The organism is Pseudomonas sp. DE0157, assembly GCF_007678615.1.
GTDB lineage: Bacteria > Pseudomonadota > Gammaproteobacteria > Pseudomonadales > Pseudomonadaceae > Aquipseudomonas > Aquipseudomonas parafulva_B.
In genome coordinates this window covers 14,322-33,138 of record NZ_VEJN01000016.1, presented here as the reverse complement: position 1 = coordinate 33,138, position 18,817 = coordinate 14,322, and the positions used below count along the sequence as shown (strand labels likewise).

Here is an 18,817-nt window from a genome sequence, read left to right as displayed (position 1 = left end):
GTATCTTTCAGTTCTAAGTCTCGCCTCGACCCGCTTGCGTACCCGCAGGATGGCGCCACGGCTATAGCTGCGCCTGGCTAACTCGCCATGGCCGTCTTTTTCCACCTGACCCGCGCTTCGTTAATTTCTGCCCCCCGCCATCCGTTCCCCTCTGTACATCCCCGGCCGCTGATGCTGTCCGCCCCTGCAGGTGGCCACACCGGCCCGCCCAACCCGACACCGGCAGGAACACCCATGACGCATGCCTTCGAACTCCCGACTTCGCTGGTCCAGGCCCTGATGCAACGCGCCGTACAGAGCCCGGACAAGATCGCCTTGCGCTTTCTGGCCGATGCGCCCGGCGAACAGGCCGTGCTCACCTACCAGGCGCTTGACCAGCGCGCCCGCGCCATCGCCGCCGCGCTGCAGGCGCGGGCTACATTCGGGGACCGTGCCGTGCTGTTGTTTCCCAGCGGCCCGGACTACGTGGCGGCGTTCTTCGGCTGCCTGTATGCCGGCGTCATCGCGGTGCCGGCCTACCCTCCGGAGTCCGCGCGTCAGCACCATCAGGAGCGCCTGCTTTCGATCATCGACGATGCCGAGCCGCGCCTGCTGCTGACCAGCGCGCGATTGCAAGAAAGCCTTCAGGGCCTGGAGGCGCTGCAAGCCGCGCAGGCCCCGGAGCTGCTGGCCGTTGACCGGCTCGATCCCGCACGGGCGGCGGATTGGCGCGAGCCTGCATTGCAAGCCCATGACATCGCGTTCCTGCAGTACACGTCCGGCTCCACGGCCCTGCCAAAAGGAGTGCAGGTCAGCCACGGCAACCTGGTGGCGAACGAACAGCTGATCCGCCACGGCTTCGGTATCGACCTGAACCCTGACGACGTGATCGTCAGCTGGCTCCCGCTCTACCACGACATGGGCCTGATCGGCGGCCTGCTGCAGCCGATCTTCAGCGGCGTGCCCTGCGTGCTGATGTCGCCGGGTTATTTCCTGGCGCGGCCGCTGCGTTGGTTGCAGGCCATCAGTGAGTACGGCGGCACCATCAGCGGCGGCCCTGACTTTGCGTACCGCCTGTGCAGCGAGCGGATCAGCAAGGCTTCACTGGCCGGGCTCGACCTGAGCCGCTGGCGGGTGGCGTACTCGGGCTCCGAGCCGATTCGCCAGGACAGCCTGGCCACCTTCGCCGACACCTTCCAGGCCTGCGGCTTCAAGCCACACAGCTTCTTCGCCAGCTACGGGCTGGCTGAGGCGACGTTGTTCGTCAGCGGCAGCCGCCGCGGTGAGGGCATCGGCGCCTTGGCGCTCGATGCCCAGGCCTTTGCCGAAAACCGCGCCGAGCCGGGCGAGGGCAGCGTGGTGATGAGCTGCGGCTGGCCACAGCCAGGCCATGCGGTACGCATCGTCGAACCCGGGCAGTGCCAGGTGCTGGCGGACAACCAGGTGGGGGAAATCTGGGCCGCCGGGCCAAGCATCGCCCACGGGTACTGGCGCAACGCCCAGGCCAGCGCCCAGACGTTCGTCGAGGCGGATGGCCAGCGCTGGCTGCGCACAGGCGACCTGGGTTTCATGCGCGGCGGCGAGGTGTTCGTCACCGGTCGCCTGAAAGACATGCTCATCGTGCGCGGGCAGAACCTCTACCCGCAGGACCTGGAAAAAACCCTTGAGCGTGAGGTGCCTGCGCTGCGCAAGGGCAGGGTGGCCGTCTTCGCCGTCGAGCACGAGGGCGAGCAAGCCATTGGCGTGGCGGTGGAAATCAGCCGCAACGTGCAGAAGACGACAGCCCCCGAGGCACTGATCAAAACGCTTCGTCACGTCGTCGCCGATGCCTGCCGCCAGGCCCCGGCCGTGGTCCTGTTGCTCAACCCGGGTGCCTTGCCCAAGACCTCCAGCGGCAAACTCCAGCGCTCGGCCTGTCGCCTGCGCATGGACGATGGCACCCTCGATTGCTACGCGCGCTTTCCCCAGCCCGCTTTGCCGGCCACCCAGGCCATGACCGGCGACGGGTTGCAGGCGCAAATCGCCCGTCTTTGGTGCGACATTCTCAAGGTCGAGGCGGTGGCGGCGGACGATCATTTCATGCTGCTGGGCGGCAACTCCATTGCTGCCACCCAGGTCACGGCAGCGCTGGCCGACGCCTTGGGCATCGAGCTGAGCCTGCGCACCCTTTTCGAGGCCCCGGTGCTGGCCGACTATACCCAGGCGGTTGCCACAAGCCTTGCCCAAGGCCAGCAAACAGAGGCCATCGCGCTGTTGTCCCGCGACAGGCCACTGCCCCAGTCGCTGGCGCAGAACCGCCTGTGGCTGCTCTGGCAACTGCAGCCGCAGTCGGCTGCCTACAACATCCCTGCTGGCCTGCAACTGCGCGGGGCCCTGGATGAACCTGCTCTGGAAGCCGCCCTGCAAGCGCTGGTGGCCCGCCACGAAGCCTTGCGCACGGTGTTCAGCGACGTCGACGGCCAGGCAGTGCAACGCATCCTGGCTCACCTGCCGGTGAACCTTCAGCGGCTCGACCTGCAGGGGCAAGCGCCTGAGCAGGTCGACAGCCAGCGAGAGGCCGAGGCGTGCCTGCCATTCGATCTGCAGGAGGGTCCGCTGCTGCGCCTGACGCTGGTCCATCTGGACGAGGAGCATCACCAGCTTTGGGTCACCCTGCACCACATTGCCGCCGACGGCTGGTCGCTCACCCTGCTCATGGACGAGCTGGCGCGCCTCTATGCGGCGTATTGCCAGGGTCTTGAACCCAAGCTGGCTCCGCTCGGGCTGGGTTACGCCGACTACGGCAACTGGCAGCGCACGTGGTTGGCAGAGGGTGCAGCCGAGCGTCAGCTTGCCTACTGGCGCGATCAGCTGGGCGATGCAGTGCCGGTCCTGGACCTGTGCACCGACCATCCCCGCGCCAGCGACCGTGGCAACCACGCCGCACGCCTGAACGTGAAGGTGCCCGCGCACCTGTCCCAGGCCCTCAAGGCCCTGGCACATCAACACCACTGCAGCCTGTTCATGGTGCTGCTGGCGGGCTGGCAGGCGCTGCTGCACCGCTATACCGGCCAGGCCGACATCCGCGTCGGTGTGCCCAATGCCAACCGCTCGCGTCTGCAAAGCCAAGGGGTGGTCGGTTTCTTCATCAATACCCAGGTGCTGCGCGCTCAGGTCCATGGCCGGCTGCCGTTCGCCGAATTGCTCGGCCAGGTGCGCCAAGCCACCCTGGAGGCACAGGCCAACCAGGACCTGCCGTTCGAGCAGTTGGTCGAGGCGTTGCCCCAGGCCCGGGAGCAAGGCCTGTTCCAGGTCATGTTCAACCACCAGCAGCGCGACCTGTCGGCGTTGCGGCGCCTGCCAGGCCTGCTGGCCGAAGAACTGCCCTGGCACAGCCGGGAAGCCAAATTCGACCTGCAACTGCACAGCGAAGAAGACCATCAGGGCCGTGTGCGCCTGGCATTCGACTACGCCAGCGCGCTGTTCGAGCAGGACACGGTGGCGCGGCTTGCCCAGCAGCTGTTGAGCCTGTTCGAGCACGTCTGCGAAACGCCGCAACTGCCCATCGGCGAGGTACCTTTGCTGGATGAGGCGAGCCGTGCACGGTTGCTGGGCTGGGGGCAAGCGCCGGCTGCACAGCCGCCACAGCTGCTGGTCGAACAGCTCAACGAGCAGGCTCGCCTGCACCCGCAGCGCACCGCACTGGTGTGGGAGGGCGGCAGCCTCGGCTACGCCGAACTGCATCAGCAGGCCAATCGCCTGGCCCATTACCTGCGCGACAAGGGCATTGGCCCCGATACCTGCGTGGCCATCGCCATCGAGCGCTCGCCCCAGCTGCTGGTAGGCCTGCTGGCCATCCTCAAGGCCGGCGGCGCCTATGTGCCCCTGGACGTGGAGTACCCGGCCGAGCGTCTGGCCTACATGCTGGCCGACTGCAACGCCGGCCTGCTGCTCACCCACAGCAGCCAATTGGCTACTTTGCCGCACGTGCAGGGTGTTGGCGTGATCGCGCTGGACCAAGTGCACCTGGACAACTGGCCGAGCCAACCGCCCCGGCTGCACCTGGACGCCGACAACCTGGCGTACGTGATCTATACCTCCGGTTCTACCGGCCAGCCCAAGGGCGTGGGCAACACCCACGGGGCGCTCGCCGAGCGGCTGCAGTGGATGCAGGCGACTTACGCACTGGGCGCGGACGACGTGCTGATGCAGAAGGCACCGATCAGTTTCGATGTTTCGGTGTGGGAATGTTTCTGGCCGCTGATCATCGGCTGCAAGCTGCTGCTTGCCGGTGCCGGTGAGCACCGCGACCCGCAGCGCATCGCAGCGCTGGTGCAGGCCCATGGCGTGACGACCTTGCATTTCGTGCCGCCTCTGTTGCAAGTGTTCGTGCAGGAGCCCCTGGCCGCAGGCTGCAGCAGCCTGCGCCGCCTGTTCTCTGGCGGCGAGGCGTTGCCGGCCGCCCTGCGGGATCGGGTGTTGCAGGTGCTGCCACAGGTGCAGCTGCACAACCGTTACGGCCCGACCGAAACCGCCATCAACGTCACCCACTGGCATTGCACCGCCAGCGACGGTGGGCATTCGCCCATGGGTCGCCCGCTGGGCAATGTACTGTGCCAGGTGCTGGACGATGAGCTGCACTTGAGCGTACCTGGCGTACCCGGCGAGCTGTACTTGGGTGGCATGGGCCTGGCCCGTGGCTACCTGGGCCGCCCTGGCCTGACGGCCGAGCGCTTCGTGCCCCAGCCCGGCGGCAACGGCCAGCGCCTGTACCGAAGCGGCGACCGAGTGCGCTGGTTGGTGCAGTACCCGGCGCTCGAGTACCTGGGGCGCCTGGACCACCAGGTGAAAGTCCGCGGCTTCCGTGTGGAGCCCGAAGAAGTGCAGGCCTGCCTGCTGGCCCAGGCCGGCGTCGAGCAGGCGGTGGTGCAGGTTCGCCAGGACACCGTAGGTGCACAACTGGTGGGTTACTACAGTGGCACCGCCGAATCGAGCGCCCTGCTCGCGGCACTCGCCGGGCAGCTTCCGGCCTACATGGTGCCGGCACAGCTCATGTGGCTGGCGCAGATGCCGCTCGGCCCGAATGGCAAGGTCGATCGCAAGGCATTACCGGCGCCTGTGTGGCAGCAACGTGAACACATCGAGCCGCACAGCCCCTTGCAACGACAGGTCGCGGCCATCTGGTGCGAAGTGCTGGGCCTGCCCCAGGTCGGCTTGCAGGACGATTTCTTCGCCTTGGGCGGGCACTCCTTGTTGGCGACGCAAATCGTCTCGCGCACGCGCCAGGCCTGCGACGTCGAACTACCGTTGAAGGCCTTGTTCGACGCCAGCGAGCTGGGCGCTTTCTGTACCGAAGTTGCGCGCATCCAGGCAAGCGGTGAACGCAATGCGCAAGGTGACATCCCGCGCGTGGATCGCCGTCAGGCGGTGCCGCTTTCCTATTCGCAACAGCGCATGTGGTTCCTCTGGCAAATGGAGCCCAACAGCCCGGCCTACAACGTCGGTGGCATGGCGCGCCTGCGCGGCACCTTGCATGTGGATGCCTTCGAGCGGGCGTTGCACGCGCTAATCGTGCGTCACGAAACCCTGCGCACCACCTTCCCCAGCATCGAGGGCGTGCCTTACCAGTGCGTGACCAACGACAGCAACCTGCAGCTGGCTTGGCACGATTTCAGCGCACTGCCCGACGCTGTTCGCCAGCACAGCCTGCAACAGTTGGCCGACCAGCAGGCACATCAAGCCTTCGACCTGGAAAGTGGCCCCCTGCTGCGTGCCTGCCTGGCCAAGCTGCAAGAGCGCGAACACGTCTTCGTGCTCACCTTGCATCACATCGTCACCGAAGGCTGGGCCATGGACATTTTTGCCCGCGAACTGGGCGAGCTGTACGAAGCCTTCGTCGACGACCGTGAGTCGCCGCTGGCACCTTTGCCCGTCCAGTACCTGGACTACAGCGTATGGCAACGGCAATGGCTGGACAGCGGTGAGGGCGCTCGCCAGCTGGCCTACTGGAAACAGCGCCTCGGCCAGGAGCACCCGGTACTGGCGCTGCCCACCGACCGTCCTCGGCCTGCCGCGCAAAGCCATAAGGGCGAGCTCTACAGGTTCGAGCTTGACCCTGCGCTGGTTCAGCGCGTGCACGCCTTCAACAGCCAGCGTGGCCTGACCTTGTTCATGACCATGACCGCTACCCTGGCCGTGCTGCTGCATCGTTACAGCGGCCAGCGCGACCTGCGCATCGGCGCCCCGGTGGCCAACCGCATCCGCCCCGAGAGCGAAGGGCTGATCGGTGCTTTCCTCAATACCCAGGTGCTGCGCTGCGAGCTGGACGGCCAGATGACCGGTGCCCAGGTGCTCGAGCAGGTGCGCCAGGCAGCCATCGAGGGGCAGTCCCACCAGGACCTGCCGTTCGAACAACTGGTCGAAGCCTTGCACCCACCGCGCAGCAGCGCCTACAACCCGCTGTTCCAGGTGATGTGCAATGTGCAGCGCTGGGCCTTCCAGCAAAGCCGTACGCTGGCCGGCATGCAGGTGGACTACCTGGTCAACGACGCAGCCGCCACCAAGTTCGACCTCTACCTGGAGGTCACGGACCTCGATGGCCGCCTGGGCTGCTGCCTGACCTACAGCCAGGACCTGTTCGACGCACCACGCATCGCGCGCATGGCCGCGCACTGGCAGCAGTTGCTGGTCGGTCTGCTGGATCAGCCCCAGCAACGCCTGTGCGAGCTGCCGATGCTCAGCAGTGCCGAACAGCAGGGGCTGGTTGCGCAGCTGCGTGGTGAGCCGAGCAGTGCGGCGCGGCATACGCTGCATGGGCTGTTCGCGGCCCAGGCGACCCAAGACCCACACGCACGGGCCCTGACGTTCGCCGGCCAGCACCTGAGCTACGGCGAGCTTGATCAGCAGGCCAACCGCCTGGCCCGTGCCTTGCGCGAACGCGGTGTCGGCCCGCAGGTGCGGGTGGGCGTGGCGCTCGAACGTTCGCTGGACATGGTCGTCGGCCTGCTGGCTGTACTCAAGGCCGGCGGCGCCTACGTGCCGCTCGACCCGGAGTACCCGCTGGACCGCTTGCGCTACATGATCGAGGACAGCCAGGTCGGCGTGCTGCTGGGCCAACGCCGCTTGCTGCAGGACCTCGGGCCGTTGCCGGAGCGCCTGGCCTGCTGGAGCCTTGAAGACGATCAGCCGACGCTGGGCGCCTACAGCGAGGCGCCGCTGGACAATGTGAGCCTGGCGCAGCACCCGGCTTATCTGATCTACACCTCCGGCTCCACCGGCAAACCCAAGGGTGTGGTGGTCAGCCATGGCGAGTTCGCCATGCACTGCCAGGCGGTGATCGAGGCGTTCGGCATGCGCAGCGACGATTGCGAGCTGCATTTCTATTCCATCAATTTCGACGCGGCCAGCGAACGGCTATGGGTGCCGCTGCTGTGTGGCGCACGCGTGGTCATCCGTGCCCAAGGGCAATGGGGCGCCGACGAGATCTGCCAGCTGGTGCGAGAGCAGCACGTCAGCGTGCTGGGCTTCACGCCCAGCTACGGCAGTCAGTTGGCCCAGCATCTGGCCCTACAGGGCGAGTGCCTGCCGGTGCGCCTGGTGATCACCGGGGGCGAGGCATTGACCGGCGAGCACCTGCAGCGTATCCGCCAGGCTTTCATCCCTGATCAGCTGTTCAACGCCTATGGCCCCACCGAAACCGTGGTCATGCCGCTGGCCGCCCTGGCCCCGCAAACGCTGGCGGCCGACCTGGGCAGCGTGCCCATCGGGCGGGTGATCGGTCAACGCACGGCCTACATCCTCGATGACGACCTGGCCCTGTTGCCCCAGGGTGGCATCGGTGAGCTGTATGTGGGCGGCGCTGGCCTGGCCCAGGGCTACCACGACCGCCCCGGCCTCACCGCCGAACGCTTCGTCGCCGACCCCTTCAGCCACACAGGCGGGCGCCTGTACCGCACAGGCGACCTGGTGCGCCTGGGCCAGGATGGCCTGGTGGAGTACATCGGGCGCGCCGACCAGCAGGTGAAGATCCGCGGCTTCCGTATCGAGCTGGGTGAGATAGAGAGCCGTTTGCAGGCCCATGCCGATGTGGATGAAGCGGTGGTCATCGCCGTGGACATGCAGGGCGTACGGCAACTGGTCGGCTACCTTGTAAGCCCGTACGCAGCTGCCGACACCCATGCCCAGCAACAGCTGCGCGAGGCCGTCAAGGCCCATGCCCATCAGCATCTGCCGGACTACATGGTGCCGGCGCACCTGGTGCTGCTCGAGTCTCTGCCACTGATGGGCAACGGTAAGCTGGACCGCCGCGCTTTGCCGCTGCCCGACCTCGACCAGGCTCGCCAGCAGTACCAGGCGCCGGCCAATGAGGTGCAAGCGCAATTGGCGCAGGTCTGGGGCGAGGTGCTCAACGTCGATCAGGTCGGCGTTCAGGACAATTTCTTCGAGCTGGGCGGTGACTCGATCCTGTCGATCCAGGTGGTCAGCCGCGCGCGCCAGGCCGGCCTGCAATTTACCCCGCGCGACCTGTTCCAGCACCAGACCATCCAGGCCCTGGCGGCCATCGTGCAGCCGGTGCAGGCCACCGACAGCATCGAGCAAGGCCTGCGCCAAGGCATCGCCCAGCTGACCCCGATCCAGCACTGGTTCTTCGACAGCGCCTTGGCGCAGCCGCAGCACTGGAACCAGGCCGTGCTGTTGCAATGCCGCACGCCGCTGGACGAGACCCGGCTGCAAACCGCGCTGGCCGCCCTGGTCGAGCACCACGACAGCTTGCGCCTGCGTTTCAGCGATGCGGCTGGCCGTTGGCAGGGCGAGTACGCCCAGCCTGATGATCAACAGCTGCTGTGGTCGGCCACGGTCGCCGCCCTGGACGATTGCCAGGCGCTGTACACCGACCTGCAACGCAGCCTCGACCTGAAGCGCGGTCCTTTGCTCCGTGGCTTGCTGGTGAGTGACGGGGAGGGTGAGCAACGCCTGGCATTGGCCATCCATCACCTGGTGGTCGACGGCGTTTCCTGGCGCATCCTGCTCGAAGACCTGCAGGCGCTGTACCGAGGCCAGGCCCTGCCGGCCAAGACCCATGCCCCAGGTGATTGGGCGGCGCGGCTGGCCGCCTATGCCAGCAGCGATTCGCTGCGTGATGAGCTGGGCAGGTGGCAGGCGCAAGTGGGCGAGGTACGCCATGAGCTGCCCTGTGATCATCCACAAGGCGGCAACTTGCAGCGTCATGCCCGTACCGTGACCATCAGCCTGGATGCGCAGCAGACCCGCCAGTTGCTGCAGCAGGCGCCTGCGGCCTACCACACCCAGGTCAATGACCTGCTACTGACGGCACTTGCCCGCACCCTGTGCCAGTGGACGGGTCAGCCACAGGCGCTGGTGCAGTTGGAAGGCCATGGCCGCGACGGGTTGTTCGAGGACATGGACCTGACCCGCAGCGTCGGCTGGTTCACCAATGCCTACCCGTTGAGCCTGTCGCCCCTGGCAGGGGATGATGACCAAGCTCTGGCGGCGTCCATCAAGCACATCAAGGAGCAGTTGCGCCAGGTGCCGCACAAGGGCCTTGGCTACGGTGTGCTGCGCTACCTGGCGGACCCGGCAACGCGCGAGCACATGGCGGCCCTGGCGCAAGCGCGCATCACCTTCAACTACCTTGGGCAGTTCGACCAGCAGTTCGACGACGGCGCGCTGTTCACGCCGGTGGACGCGCCGGTGGGCCTGGCCCATGACCCGGATGCGCCGCTGCCCAACTGGCTGAGTGTCGATGGCCAGGTCTACGGCGGTGCGTTGCAACTGCGCTGGACATTCAGCAGTGAACGCTATGAACCGCACACCATCGCCACACTGGCAAACGCCTATCGCCAAGAACTGATAACGCTGATCGACCATTGCCTGGCAGACGGGCAGGGCAGCTACACCCCCTCGGACTTCCCCCTGGCGCACCTTACCCAGGCGCAGATCGACGCGCTGCCCGTGCCAGCCAACCTGATCGAGGACGTCTACCCGCTGACCCCCATGCAGGAAGGCATGCTGCTGCACACCCTGCTCGAACCCGGCACCGGCCTGTACTACATGCAGGATCGCTATCGCATCAACAGCGCACTCGACCCTCAGCACTTCGCCCTGGCCTGGCAACAGGTGGTGGCGCGCCACGAAGCCTTGCGCGCCTCGTTCAGCTGGAACAGTGGCGAGGCCATGCTGCAGATCATCCACAAGCCTGGGCAACTGGCCATGGATTACCAGGACTGGCGCGATCTGGACGCCGCCGACCAGGAGGCTCGCTTGCAAGCCCTGCACAAGCAGGAGCGCGAAGCCGGCTTCGACGTGTTGCATACGCCGCCGTTCCACCTGCGCCTGGTGCGTGTGGCCGATGCGCGCTACTGGTTCATGATGAGCAACCACCACATCCTCATTGATGCCTGGTGCCGCTCGCTGCTGATGAACGACTTCTTCGAAATCTACCAGGCGCTGGGCGAGGGCCGGCAGGCGCAACTACCGGTGCCGCCGCGCTACCGCGACTACATCGGCTGGCTGCAGCGCCAGGGGCTGGACGACGCGCGCGCCTGGTGGCAAGCCAACCTGGCCGGCTTCGAGCGCGCCACGGCACTGCCAAGCGACCGCCCGCTGCGCCATGAGCATGCGGGCAGCGGCATGATCGTCGGCGATTGCTACACACGCCTGGCGGTCAGTGAGGGCGCTCGCCTGCGCGAGCTGGCCCAGGCCCACCAGTTGACCGTCAACACCTTCGCCCAGGCAGCCTGGGCCCTGGTGCTGGCGCGCTACAGCGGCGAGCGCGACGTGGCCTTCGGCGTGACCGTGGCGGGTCGGCCGGTGAGCATGCCGCAGATGCAGCGCACCGTCGGCCTGTTCATCAACAGCGTGGTGCTGCGCGTACAGCTGCCAGCGGCCGGCCAGGGTTGCAGTGTGCGCCAGTGGTTGCAGGGTTTGCTGGAGCGCAACATGGAACTGCGCGAGTACGAATACCTGCCACTGGTGGACATTCAGGCGTGCAGCGAACTGCCCAAGGGCCAGCCCTTGTTCGACAGCCTGTTCGTGTTCGAGAACGCCCCGGTGGAAACCGCCGTGCTCGACCACGCCCAGCACCTGGATGCCACCTCCGACTCAGGCCGCACCCACACCAATTTCCCGCTCACCGCGGTCTGTTACCCAGGTGATGACCTGGGCCTGCACCTCTCGTTCGACCAGCGCTACTTCGACTACCCGACGGTCGAGCGCTTGCTGGCCGAATTCAAACGCCTGCTCCTGGCGCTGGTCCAGGGCTTCGACGGACAAGTGCAAGCGTTGCCGCTGGTGGGCGCCGAGGAACAGCGTTTCTTGCTCCAGACATGCAACAACACCCAGCGGGCCTACCCCCTGGAGCACAGCTATGTCGCGCAGTTCGAGGCGCGCGTGGCCGCCCATCCCCAGCGTACCGTGGCCCGGTGCCTGGACGCCGAGTACGACTATGCCGGCCTGAACCTGGCGGCCAACCGCCTGGGCCATGCGCTGATCGAGGCGGGTGTCCGGGTGGATCAACCGGTGGCCCTGCTGGCCGATCGTGGTTTGCCACTGCTGGGCATGATCGTGGGCAGCTTCAAGGCCTGTGCCGGTTACCTGCCGCTGGACCCAGGCCTGCCTACTGCGCGCCTGCAAAGCATTCTTGAGCTCAGCCGCGCGCCAGTGCTGGTGTGCAGCGCGGCCTGCGCCGAGCAGGGGCAGGCCTTGCTACAAGCCATGGACCCGGCCGTACGGCCCCAGTTGCTGGTGTGGGAAACCGTCCAGACCTGCACCACGGCCAGCCACAACCCTGAGGTCTACAGCGGCCCGGACAACCTCGCCTACGTGATCTACACCTCAGGCTCCACCGGCTTGCCCAAGGGCGTGATGGTGGAACAGCGCGGCATGCTCAACAACCAACTGAGCAAGGTGCCCTACCTGGCGCTGACCGAACACGATGTCATCGCGCAGACGGCATCGCAGAGCTTCGACATTTCGGTGTGGCAGTTCCTGGCCGCGCCGCTGTTCGGCGCCCGGGTCGAAATCGTGCCCAACGTCATTGCCCACGATCCCCAGGGCCTACTCACCCATGTTCAGGCCACCGGCATCACCGTCCTTGAGAGCGTGCCATCGCTGATCCAGGGTATGCTTGCCAACGAACACCAGACGCTGGACGGCCTGCGCTGGATGCTGCCAACCGGCGAAGCCATGCCACCGGAGTTGGCGGCGCAGTGGTTGCAGCGTTACCCACGGATCGGCCTGGTCAACGCCTACGGGCCAGCGGAATGCTCGGATGACGTGGCGTTCTTCCGTGTCGATGCCGCCTCCACCCAGGGCAGCTACTTGCCCATCGGCACCCCGACCGACAATAACCGGCTGTACCTGCTGGGCGATGAACAGCAACTGGTGCCGCTGGGCGCCGTGGGTGAGTTGTGCGTGGCGGGTACGGGCGTGGGGCGAGGCTATGTGGGCGACCCGGCACGCACGGCATTGGCGTTCATTCCCCACCCTTACGGTGCACCCGGCGAGCGTGTGTACCGCACCGGCGACCTGGCCCGCCAGCGACCTGACGGGGTGTTCGAGTACGTGGGCCGTGTCGATCACCAGGTGAAGATTCGCGGTTACCGTATCGAACTGGGTGAAATCGAAGCCCGGCTGCACGAGCAGCCGCAGGTCCGCGATGCAGCGGTGGCCGTGCAGGATGGTGTCAACGGCAAGCATCTGGTGGGTTATCTGGTGCCGCACCACGGGCTAAAGGGCGACGACACCGTGCTCGCTCAGCTCAAGGCACGCCTGCGCGCCGAGCTGCCCGAGTACATGGTGCCCCTGCATTGGGCCTGGCTCGAAGCCTTGCCTCACAACGCCAACGGCAAGCTCGACCGCAAGGCCCTGCCTGCCGTCGACATCGGCAACCAGCACAGCCAGGCCTATCAGGCACCGCGCAGCGAGCTCGAAGGCCTGCTGGCCGGTATCTGGGCCGAGGTGCTCAAGGCCGACCGGGTTGGCGTACACGACAACTTCTTCGAACTGGGCGGGCACTCGCTACTGGCCACCCAGATCGCCTCGCGGGTGCAGAAGCAACTTCAGCTGAACGTGCCATTGCGGGCGATGTTCGAGTGCAGCACGGTGGCGGAATTGGCCGTGTACGTGGAGGGACTGCAGGGCAGCGCCCTGGATGAAGACAAGGTGGACCGGTTGAGTGACTTGATGGCGGAGTTGGAAGGGTTGTGAGGGGCGGCGGGCGATGGGTAATCGCCCGTTCGTTCAAGGGCTGACGACGCCGGATAATTGGCGGGGCTGAAATCCTTGGGGCTGCTGCGCAGCCCTAAGGACATGAGCTGGCTCGCTCGGGTCGCGGCTCAAGGGGGCCTCGCAAGCTGCCGTCTTCACCTTTCTCGAGCGTGTTCACTGCGCCTGTGATAACGACTTGAGTGACCGATCATACAGCTAGCGCCTTTATAAACGCCTCATCCAGTGAGTTGGCTTGGTACCTAGCCAGCAATTGATCTGCGTTATCGAATGCCTGAAGTTGTTGATGGGCAAGCATGTAAAAGCGGGTGCAGTTATCTACGATTTCCTGTGTGTAATGGGACGATATCATGACGCTGGCGCCCTCACGGCAGGCGCTCTTGATGCCCAACCAAATATAATGCCGAAATTCAGGGTCTACCCCCGCGGTCGGCTCGTCGAGCATGATCAAGTCACTGCCCGTCAACAAGAGCGTCAAGCTGATGAAGCTGCGCACTTCCCCGTAACTGCATTTGGACGCCTTTTTTTGTGCAATCTCTGAAAAGCGCCGGCCCAATGCGGGAGACCACCCATCAAGGCGCACGATGGCCTGATCAATGCTTAGCAATGTTGGCATATTTAAAAGCGTAATGAGTTTGTAAACCTCCCCCATTCGAAGCTGTGGAAGCGGTGTAAGGATCTGAGTCAGGTAGGTGGGGTGACGAGCATTATTGCAAATCACGCCACCCGTCGGATACCGAAGTCCACTGATAATGTCGAACAGTGTGGTCTTTCCGGCACCGTTGCAGCCTAGAATGCCCACTGCTTCGCCGGGCGATAAGTCGATATTTATCTTGTGAAATAAAAGCCTTTTTTGGTGCGAGAAGGAAAGTTCGGTGAGGGTCAGTAGGCGCATCAGTAACGGCTCCAAACCGGTTGAATTCTAGAATGCTTGGCTGTCAGGTAGAGCGCTGTGATGGACAGCATGAATAAGGGTGGGAAGACCATTCCGAGAGCAAGGTCGCCGTGAAAAAGCTGGGTGCTCACAATTAGTGGGTTAAGGAGCATGACTAGAGGGTGCTGGGACTCAACGGTGGCAGCGCCGAGATAGCTCGAGACGAGCATGAGGAATGACAGAAGCGAGAAAAGGGTGCCGGCCGTGCTGAACGTGAGGGGGAGAGAGGCTATTATCAAGCCGATGAGTGTGAAGCCGAGATAACTTGTTGAAAAACATGCAAGGATGAACGTGTATTCTTGTAGTGAGTATGAGCCATGTAACGGTTTGGTGATTAAATAGAATAGCGATGCGTAAACTAAGCTCATCAGCGCATAGCTGATCATTTGAGCGGTAAGAAAATATAGCATCGGCTCCTTTCGATAAATAAATGAACGGATAAAGCCGCTCTCTCTCCTGCCGATTAAGTAAAAACTGAATCCAAAAAAGGCGACGTTGGCAGATATGTAGGCATAGAACCAACCCGCTTGTTTCAGATAGGGTAAGTTTGAGCTTCGGACCACAATGAAATAAAGTATGCAGGGTGCAGCTGAAGTCCATAAAAAGCTGGAAGTATCTCTGATATGCTCTTTTATGAGAAGCAGGGAGATATGGAAAAGCCTGACCGATGTGTGTTTTGTTATGTTTTTTTTGCTGTCATGGGAAAGGTACCATGGTGTTGAGTTGTTCGACGATGAATTGGTCTTGGAAGTCCTGAGAGTATCTGTTGTGCAGGTTGAAGTGCGACGAATTGTTCATGTGTAGAAAGAGATTTGGAGATGTGTACTTGCAGAAATAAACAATGCTTTCTGCGCAGGCCGTGGTGCTCACATAAAGATAACCATCGAATTTAAGGGTTTTTAGCGTACGCATAAGCGTAGCAGTATCAAAATTTTGCTGAGCATGCTCATTATCGCACTTCGGAGATGTGGAAGTGACGGAAGTCATTGCGCTATAGGTTGAGTATCGATTGCATGATAAGAAGTGGCGCAAATATGAATCTTCAATTGCATTGATATCTTTAGCTGTGGAGGAGAATGAATGCATGTAGCGAAAGGTTTGCCAAAGCTCTATCAAAGATTTTTCCAGTGCGCTTTCAAGGTCAGAGGCGTAGGACATTCCGGCGCAGAATCTGACAGGCTTAGGTTTAGCTGAGTCGTCGCCATAACACGCTAGAACACAGCGACCTGGAAATCTTTTGTCTGTAAGATCCAAGAACGCGATGTCGCCAGCGTTAGAAAGCGCTTTTAGGATCTTCTTGCTTGCACGACCGGATAGCGCCGAGGTTGCTTCGCTCAAGGAGATGACTCCAGAACAAGTTTTTGTCAGCCAGCATCTGAGGAGAAACTGTCTTTCAAGTGCCTCTTTGATAGCGCCCAGTATTGCTAATTCGAGATTTGAATGTGCGCTACATCCGCAGGTATCTCTATTAGGATAAAACCTGTTGTCATCAGTGTCTGAGCATGAGTTTAGTGTGATGAGGGCTGTAGGTATCGAGCAGCGAGAGAGGTCAACGATTCGATACACCTCTGTCCTGTCAAAACGATGCGAGGATATTTCGGTCTTTGAGTTTTCTTTTGCGGTTTGAGCTAATGCTGAAGTCAGCGCAGCGGTCTCATTTGGATACAGCCCTTGACTGATTGGATTTTTATCGCTGACCTCAATGTCCAGATAAAAGTGCTTACGCTCTAAATGCTCGCCATTTGCGGCTTTGACCACCTCGCTGTTCCAACCGGCGCTTGAGCCATTCGTACGCCAACGACTCCCGCATTCTACGCTGTGAGGAAGATGCTTAACCGCAGCAGGTCTATGAAATTCAAAATCGGGCAGTAACTGAAAATGTATTTCATTATAGTGATTCATGATTCACCCTATGAATTGTACGCACAGAGGTATAAACAGCCCATGATTGAGGTTTAAAGCCTGCGTCACTTGATAGTTGGTAAATCCTGACCAGGGTCTACACCGCTCCCGCCACAGCCACCCGCGCCGCCTGAATCACCGAACAACTCGGCTTCCATATCACAGCCTGTTTCACCCTTGAGGCTGACCAGAGAAAAACCAAATTGAATATCCATAATAACTCCTAAGAATGCCCCGGAAGTCGGGGTCAACTGGGTTTAGTCAGAATGGTCAGCAATGTCAAAATTTATATTTTATTATTCTCTCTTGTTCAGGCTGGATAGTGCTTTAAAAATTCTCGGGGAGTAGGATTCTTCTGAGAGGGTCTTCCTAGTGATGGGTCATGAAACACACAACTTGTGGGAAAAATCTTCGTTGGAAGTAGCTCATTGCCTTTTTCGTAGTCGGAACTATTGGTTTGCTACGTCTGATGTTCGGTTTTCAGATAAATAGAACTGGTACGAAGGGGGAGGGAAATTGCCTTTCAAATCGTTTCAAATTGTAAATATCTCTTGGTTCATTCCGCTCAATTGCGCCCGGCTACTCGACATCTGTTAGGTTAAATTCCTTGATTGTTCAACGGACGTCCGTGTTGAGTAAGCGCTCCACGAACCCCACATTCAAAGCGCTTAGCTGATCCCGGATGCTGTGCTCCCGATTTCTTTCTGGAGCCCGCGCGCCATGATGTGTCCCGACGCCAAAGTCGAAAAAGTCTTCCTCTATCCCAAGCCAGTCGACTTTCGAAAGTCCATTGACGGTCTGGCCGCACTAGTCGAACTGGACATCAAAGTGGCGTTGGTCGACCCCGTGCTCTTCGTGTTTCTCAACAAAACGCGAAACCGCGTGAAGATCTTATACTAGGAGCGAAACGGCTTCTGCCTTTGGCTCAAGCGCCTCGACTCGGAGCGCTTCAAAACATCGCCTGACCCCACCGACGAGGCCATTATCCCGACCGTCCAGGAACTCAACTGGCTACTCGACGGCTTCGACCTCTGGCGCAACCGCCCACATCAAGTTCTGATGCCTCGCTACGTCGCCTGATTCGGTATAATCCGCGGCATGATTTCCATGCCCGACACCCTCCCTGACGATCCGGTTTTGCTCAAGCAACTGCTTGAGCAAATGATCAATGAGCGCGCGTCTGATAAGGGCAAATCGTTCATCTGGAAGAAGAGGTGGCGCTGCTCCGCCAGCGGTTATTCGGCCGTAAGACAAAGCAGACCAACGATTCGGCTACGCCCCAATTCCCTTTCTTTGACGAAGCAGAAAGCCTGGCAGAGCCGGCTGACGAGGCTTCTGATGAAGAAGTTGTTGCACCGAGCAAGCGCCGCGGCAAACGCAAGCCACTGCCCAGTGATCTGCCGCGTGTCGAGGTCTTCCATGAACTGCCTGAGCACGAGCTGACGTGTGCGTGCGGCTGCCGCAAGCACGCCATTGGCGAAGAAGTCAGCGAGCAACTCGAAATTGTCCCAATGCAGATCCGGGTCATCAAGCACATCCGCAAGGTTTACGGCTGCCGCGACTGCGAGTCAGCGCCGGTGACTGCGGATAAACCCGCTCAGATGATCGAAAAAAGCATGGCCAGCCCCAGCGTGCTGGCGATGTTGTTGACCACCAAATACGTGGACGGCCTGCCACTTCATCGCTTCGAGAAAGTGCTCGGTCGTCACGGCATCGATATCTCGCGTCAAACCTTGGCACGTTGGGTCAGCCAGTGCGGCGAGCACTTTCAGCCGCTGCTGAATCTGATGCGCGACAGCTTGTTGAATAGCTGCATCATTCATTGCGATGAGACTCGGGTACAGGTATTGAAAGAGCTTGACCGCGAACCGGGTAGCCAATCCTGGATGTGGGTACAAATTGGCGGCCCGCCCGATAAGTCAGTCATCCTTTTCGACTACTCCACCATCCGAGCGCAGGAGGTACCGACTCGCCTGCTGGACGGGTATCGCGGCTATGTGATGACCGATGATTATGCTGGCTACAACGGTCTCGGAGCGCAGGATGGCGTTGAGCGCCTAGGCTGCTGGGCACATGCGCGGCGCAAGTTCGTTGAGGCACAAAAAGTACAGCCCAAGGGCAAGACCGGATGCGCTGACATCGCGTTGAACCTGATCAACAAGCTCTATGGCGTCGAGCGCGACTTGAAGGACAGCAGCGATGAAGTTCGTAAAGCTGCCCGCGTGGAGCGCAGTTTGCCATTGCTGACTCAGCTGAAAAGCTGGGTCGAGAAAACGCAACCTCAGGTGACATCGCAGAATGCCTTGGGCAAAGCTATCGGCTACTTGGCCAGCAATTGGAGCAAATTGGAACGCTACGTCGAACACGGATACTTGCCGATCGACAACAACGCTGCCGAGCGCGCCATTCGCCCGTTTGTCATCGGTAGAAAGAACTGGTTCTTGAGTGACACGCCCAAAGGTGCCTCTGCCAGCGCCCAGCTTTACAGCCTGGTCGAAACCGCCAAAGCCAACGGCCAAGAGCTTAATGCGTGGCTGCGCCACGCATTGGAACAGCTGCCGCAGGCGTCCTCGGTGGAGAATTACGAAGCCCTGCTGCCGTGGAATTGCGTGCGTCAAGGGCATCGCTGACGCACCGCCCCATCTTTGAGTAGGTGGGGTTTATGGAGCGCTTACCCGTCTTCACCTTTCTCAAGCGTGTTCACTGCGCCGGTCCATGAACCCCACCTGCCCGCAAGGTGAGGTTTCAGTAGATCGTGGCATTACGGACTCACAGTTC

4 protein-coding genes and 2 pseudogenes are annotated in these 18,817 nt (G+C 61.9%); 3 read left to right on the top strand and 3 right to left on the bottom strand.

Features of this window, described 5'->3' with window-relative positions; all coding sequences use genetic code 11:
- The first annotated feature begins 234 nt into the window (after nt 1-234).
- Nucleotides 235-13,185, top strand: coding sequence for a non-ribosomal peptide synthetase (locus tag FS777_RS17575; RefSeq protein ID WP_145256696.1), 12,951 nt, complete (start codon nt 235-237; stop codon nt 13,183-13,185).
- A gap of 208 nt (nt 13,186-13,393) precedes the next feature.
- Here FS777_RS17575 and FS777_RS17570 read toward each other — a convergent pair whose 3' ends face one another.
- The 3 genes from FS777_RS17570 to FS777_RS21455 all read right to left on the bottom strand — a co-directional run bounded on the left by FS777_RS17570 (nt 13,394) and on the right by FS777_RS21455 (nt 16,254).
- A complete protein-coding gene (locus FS777_RS17570; protein WP_145256693.1) occupies nt 13,394-14,098 on the bottom strand; it encodes an ATP-binding cassette domain-containing protein in 705 nt (234 codons plus the stop codon).
- A 735-nt stretch (nt 14,099-14,833) separates the two neighbouring features.
- Entirely contained in the window at nt 14,834-16,039 is a 1,206-nt protein-coding gene (locus tag FS777_RS17560) for a YcaO-like family protein (protein WP_145256690.1), read from the bottom strand.
- A 65-nt stretch (nt 16,040-16,104) separates the two neighbouring features.
- On the bottom strand, nt 16,105-16,254 hold the full coding sequence (locus FS777_RS21455) for a hypothetical protein (protein ID WP_178091283.1): 150 nt from the start codon (nt 16,252-16,254) through the stop codon (nt 16,105-16,107).
- A gap of 505 nt (nt 16,255-16,759) precedes the next feature.
- On the opposite strand from FS777_RS21455, the pseudogene tnpB reads away from it, so the two are divergent.
- Both tnpB and FS777_RS17545 read left to right on the top strand, forming a co-directional pair.
- A pseudogene (tnpB, locus tag FS777_RS21740) lies at nt 16,760-17,119 on the top strand (IS66 family insertion sequence element accessory protein TnpB).
- 18 nt (nt 17,120-17,137) lie between these two features.
- Nucleotides 17,138-18,669, top strand: a pseudogene (locus FS777_RS17545) (IS66 family transposase).
- Nucleotides 18,670-18,817 lie beyond the last annotated feature (148 nt).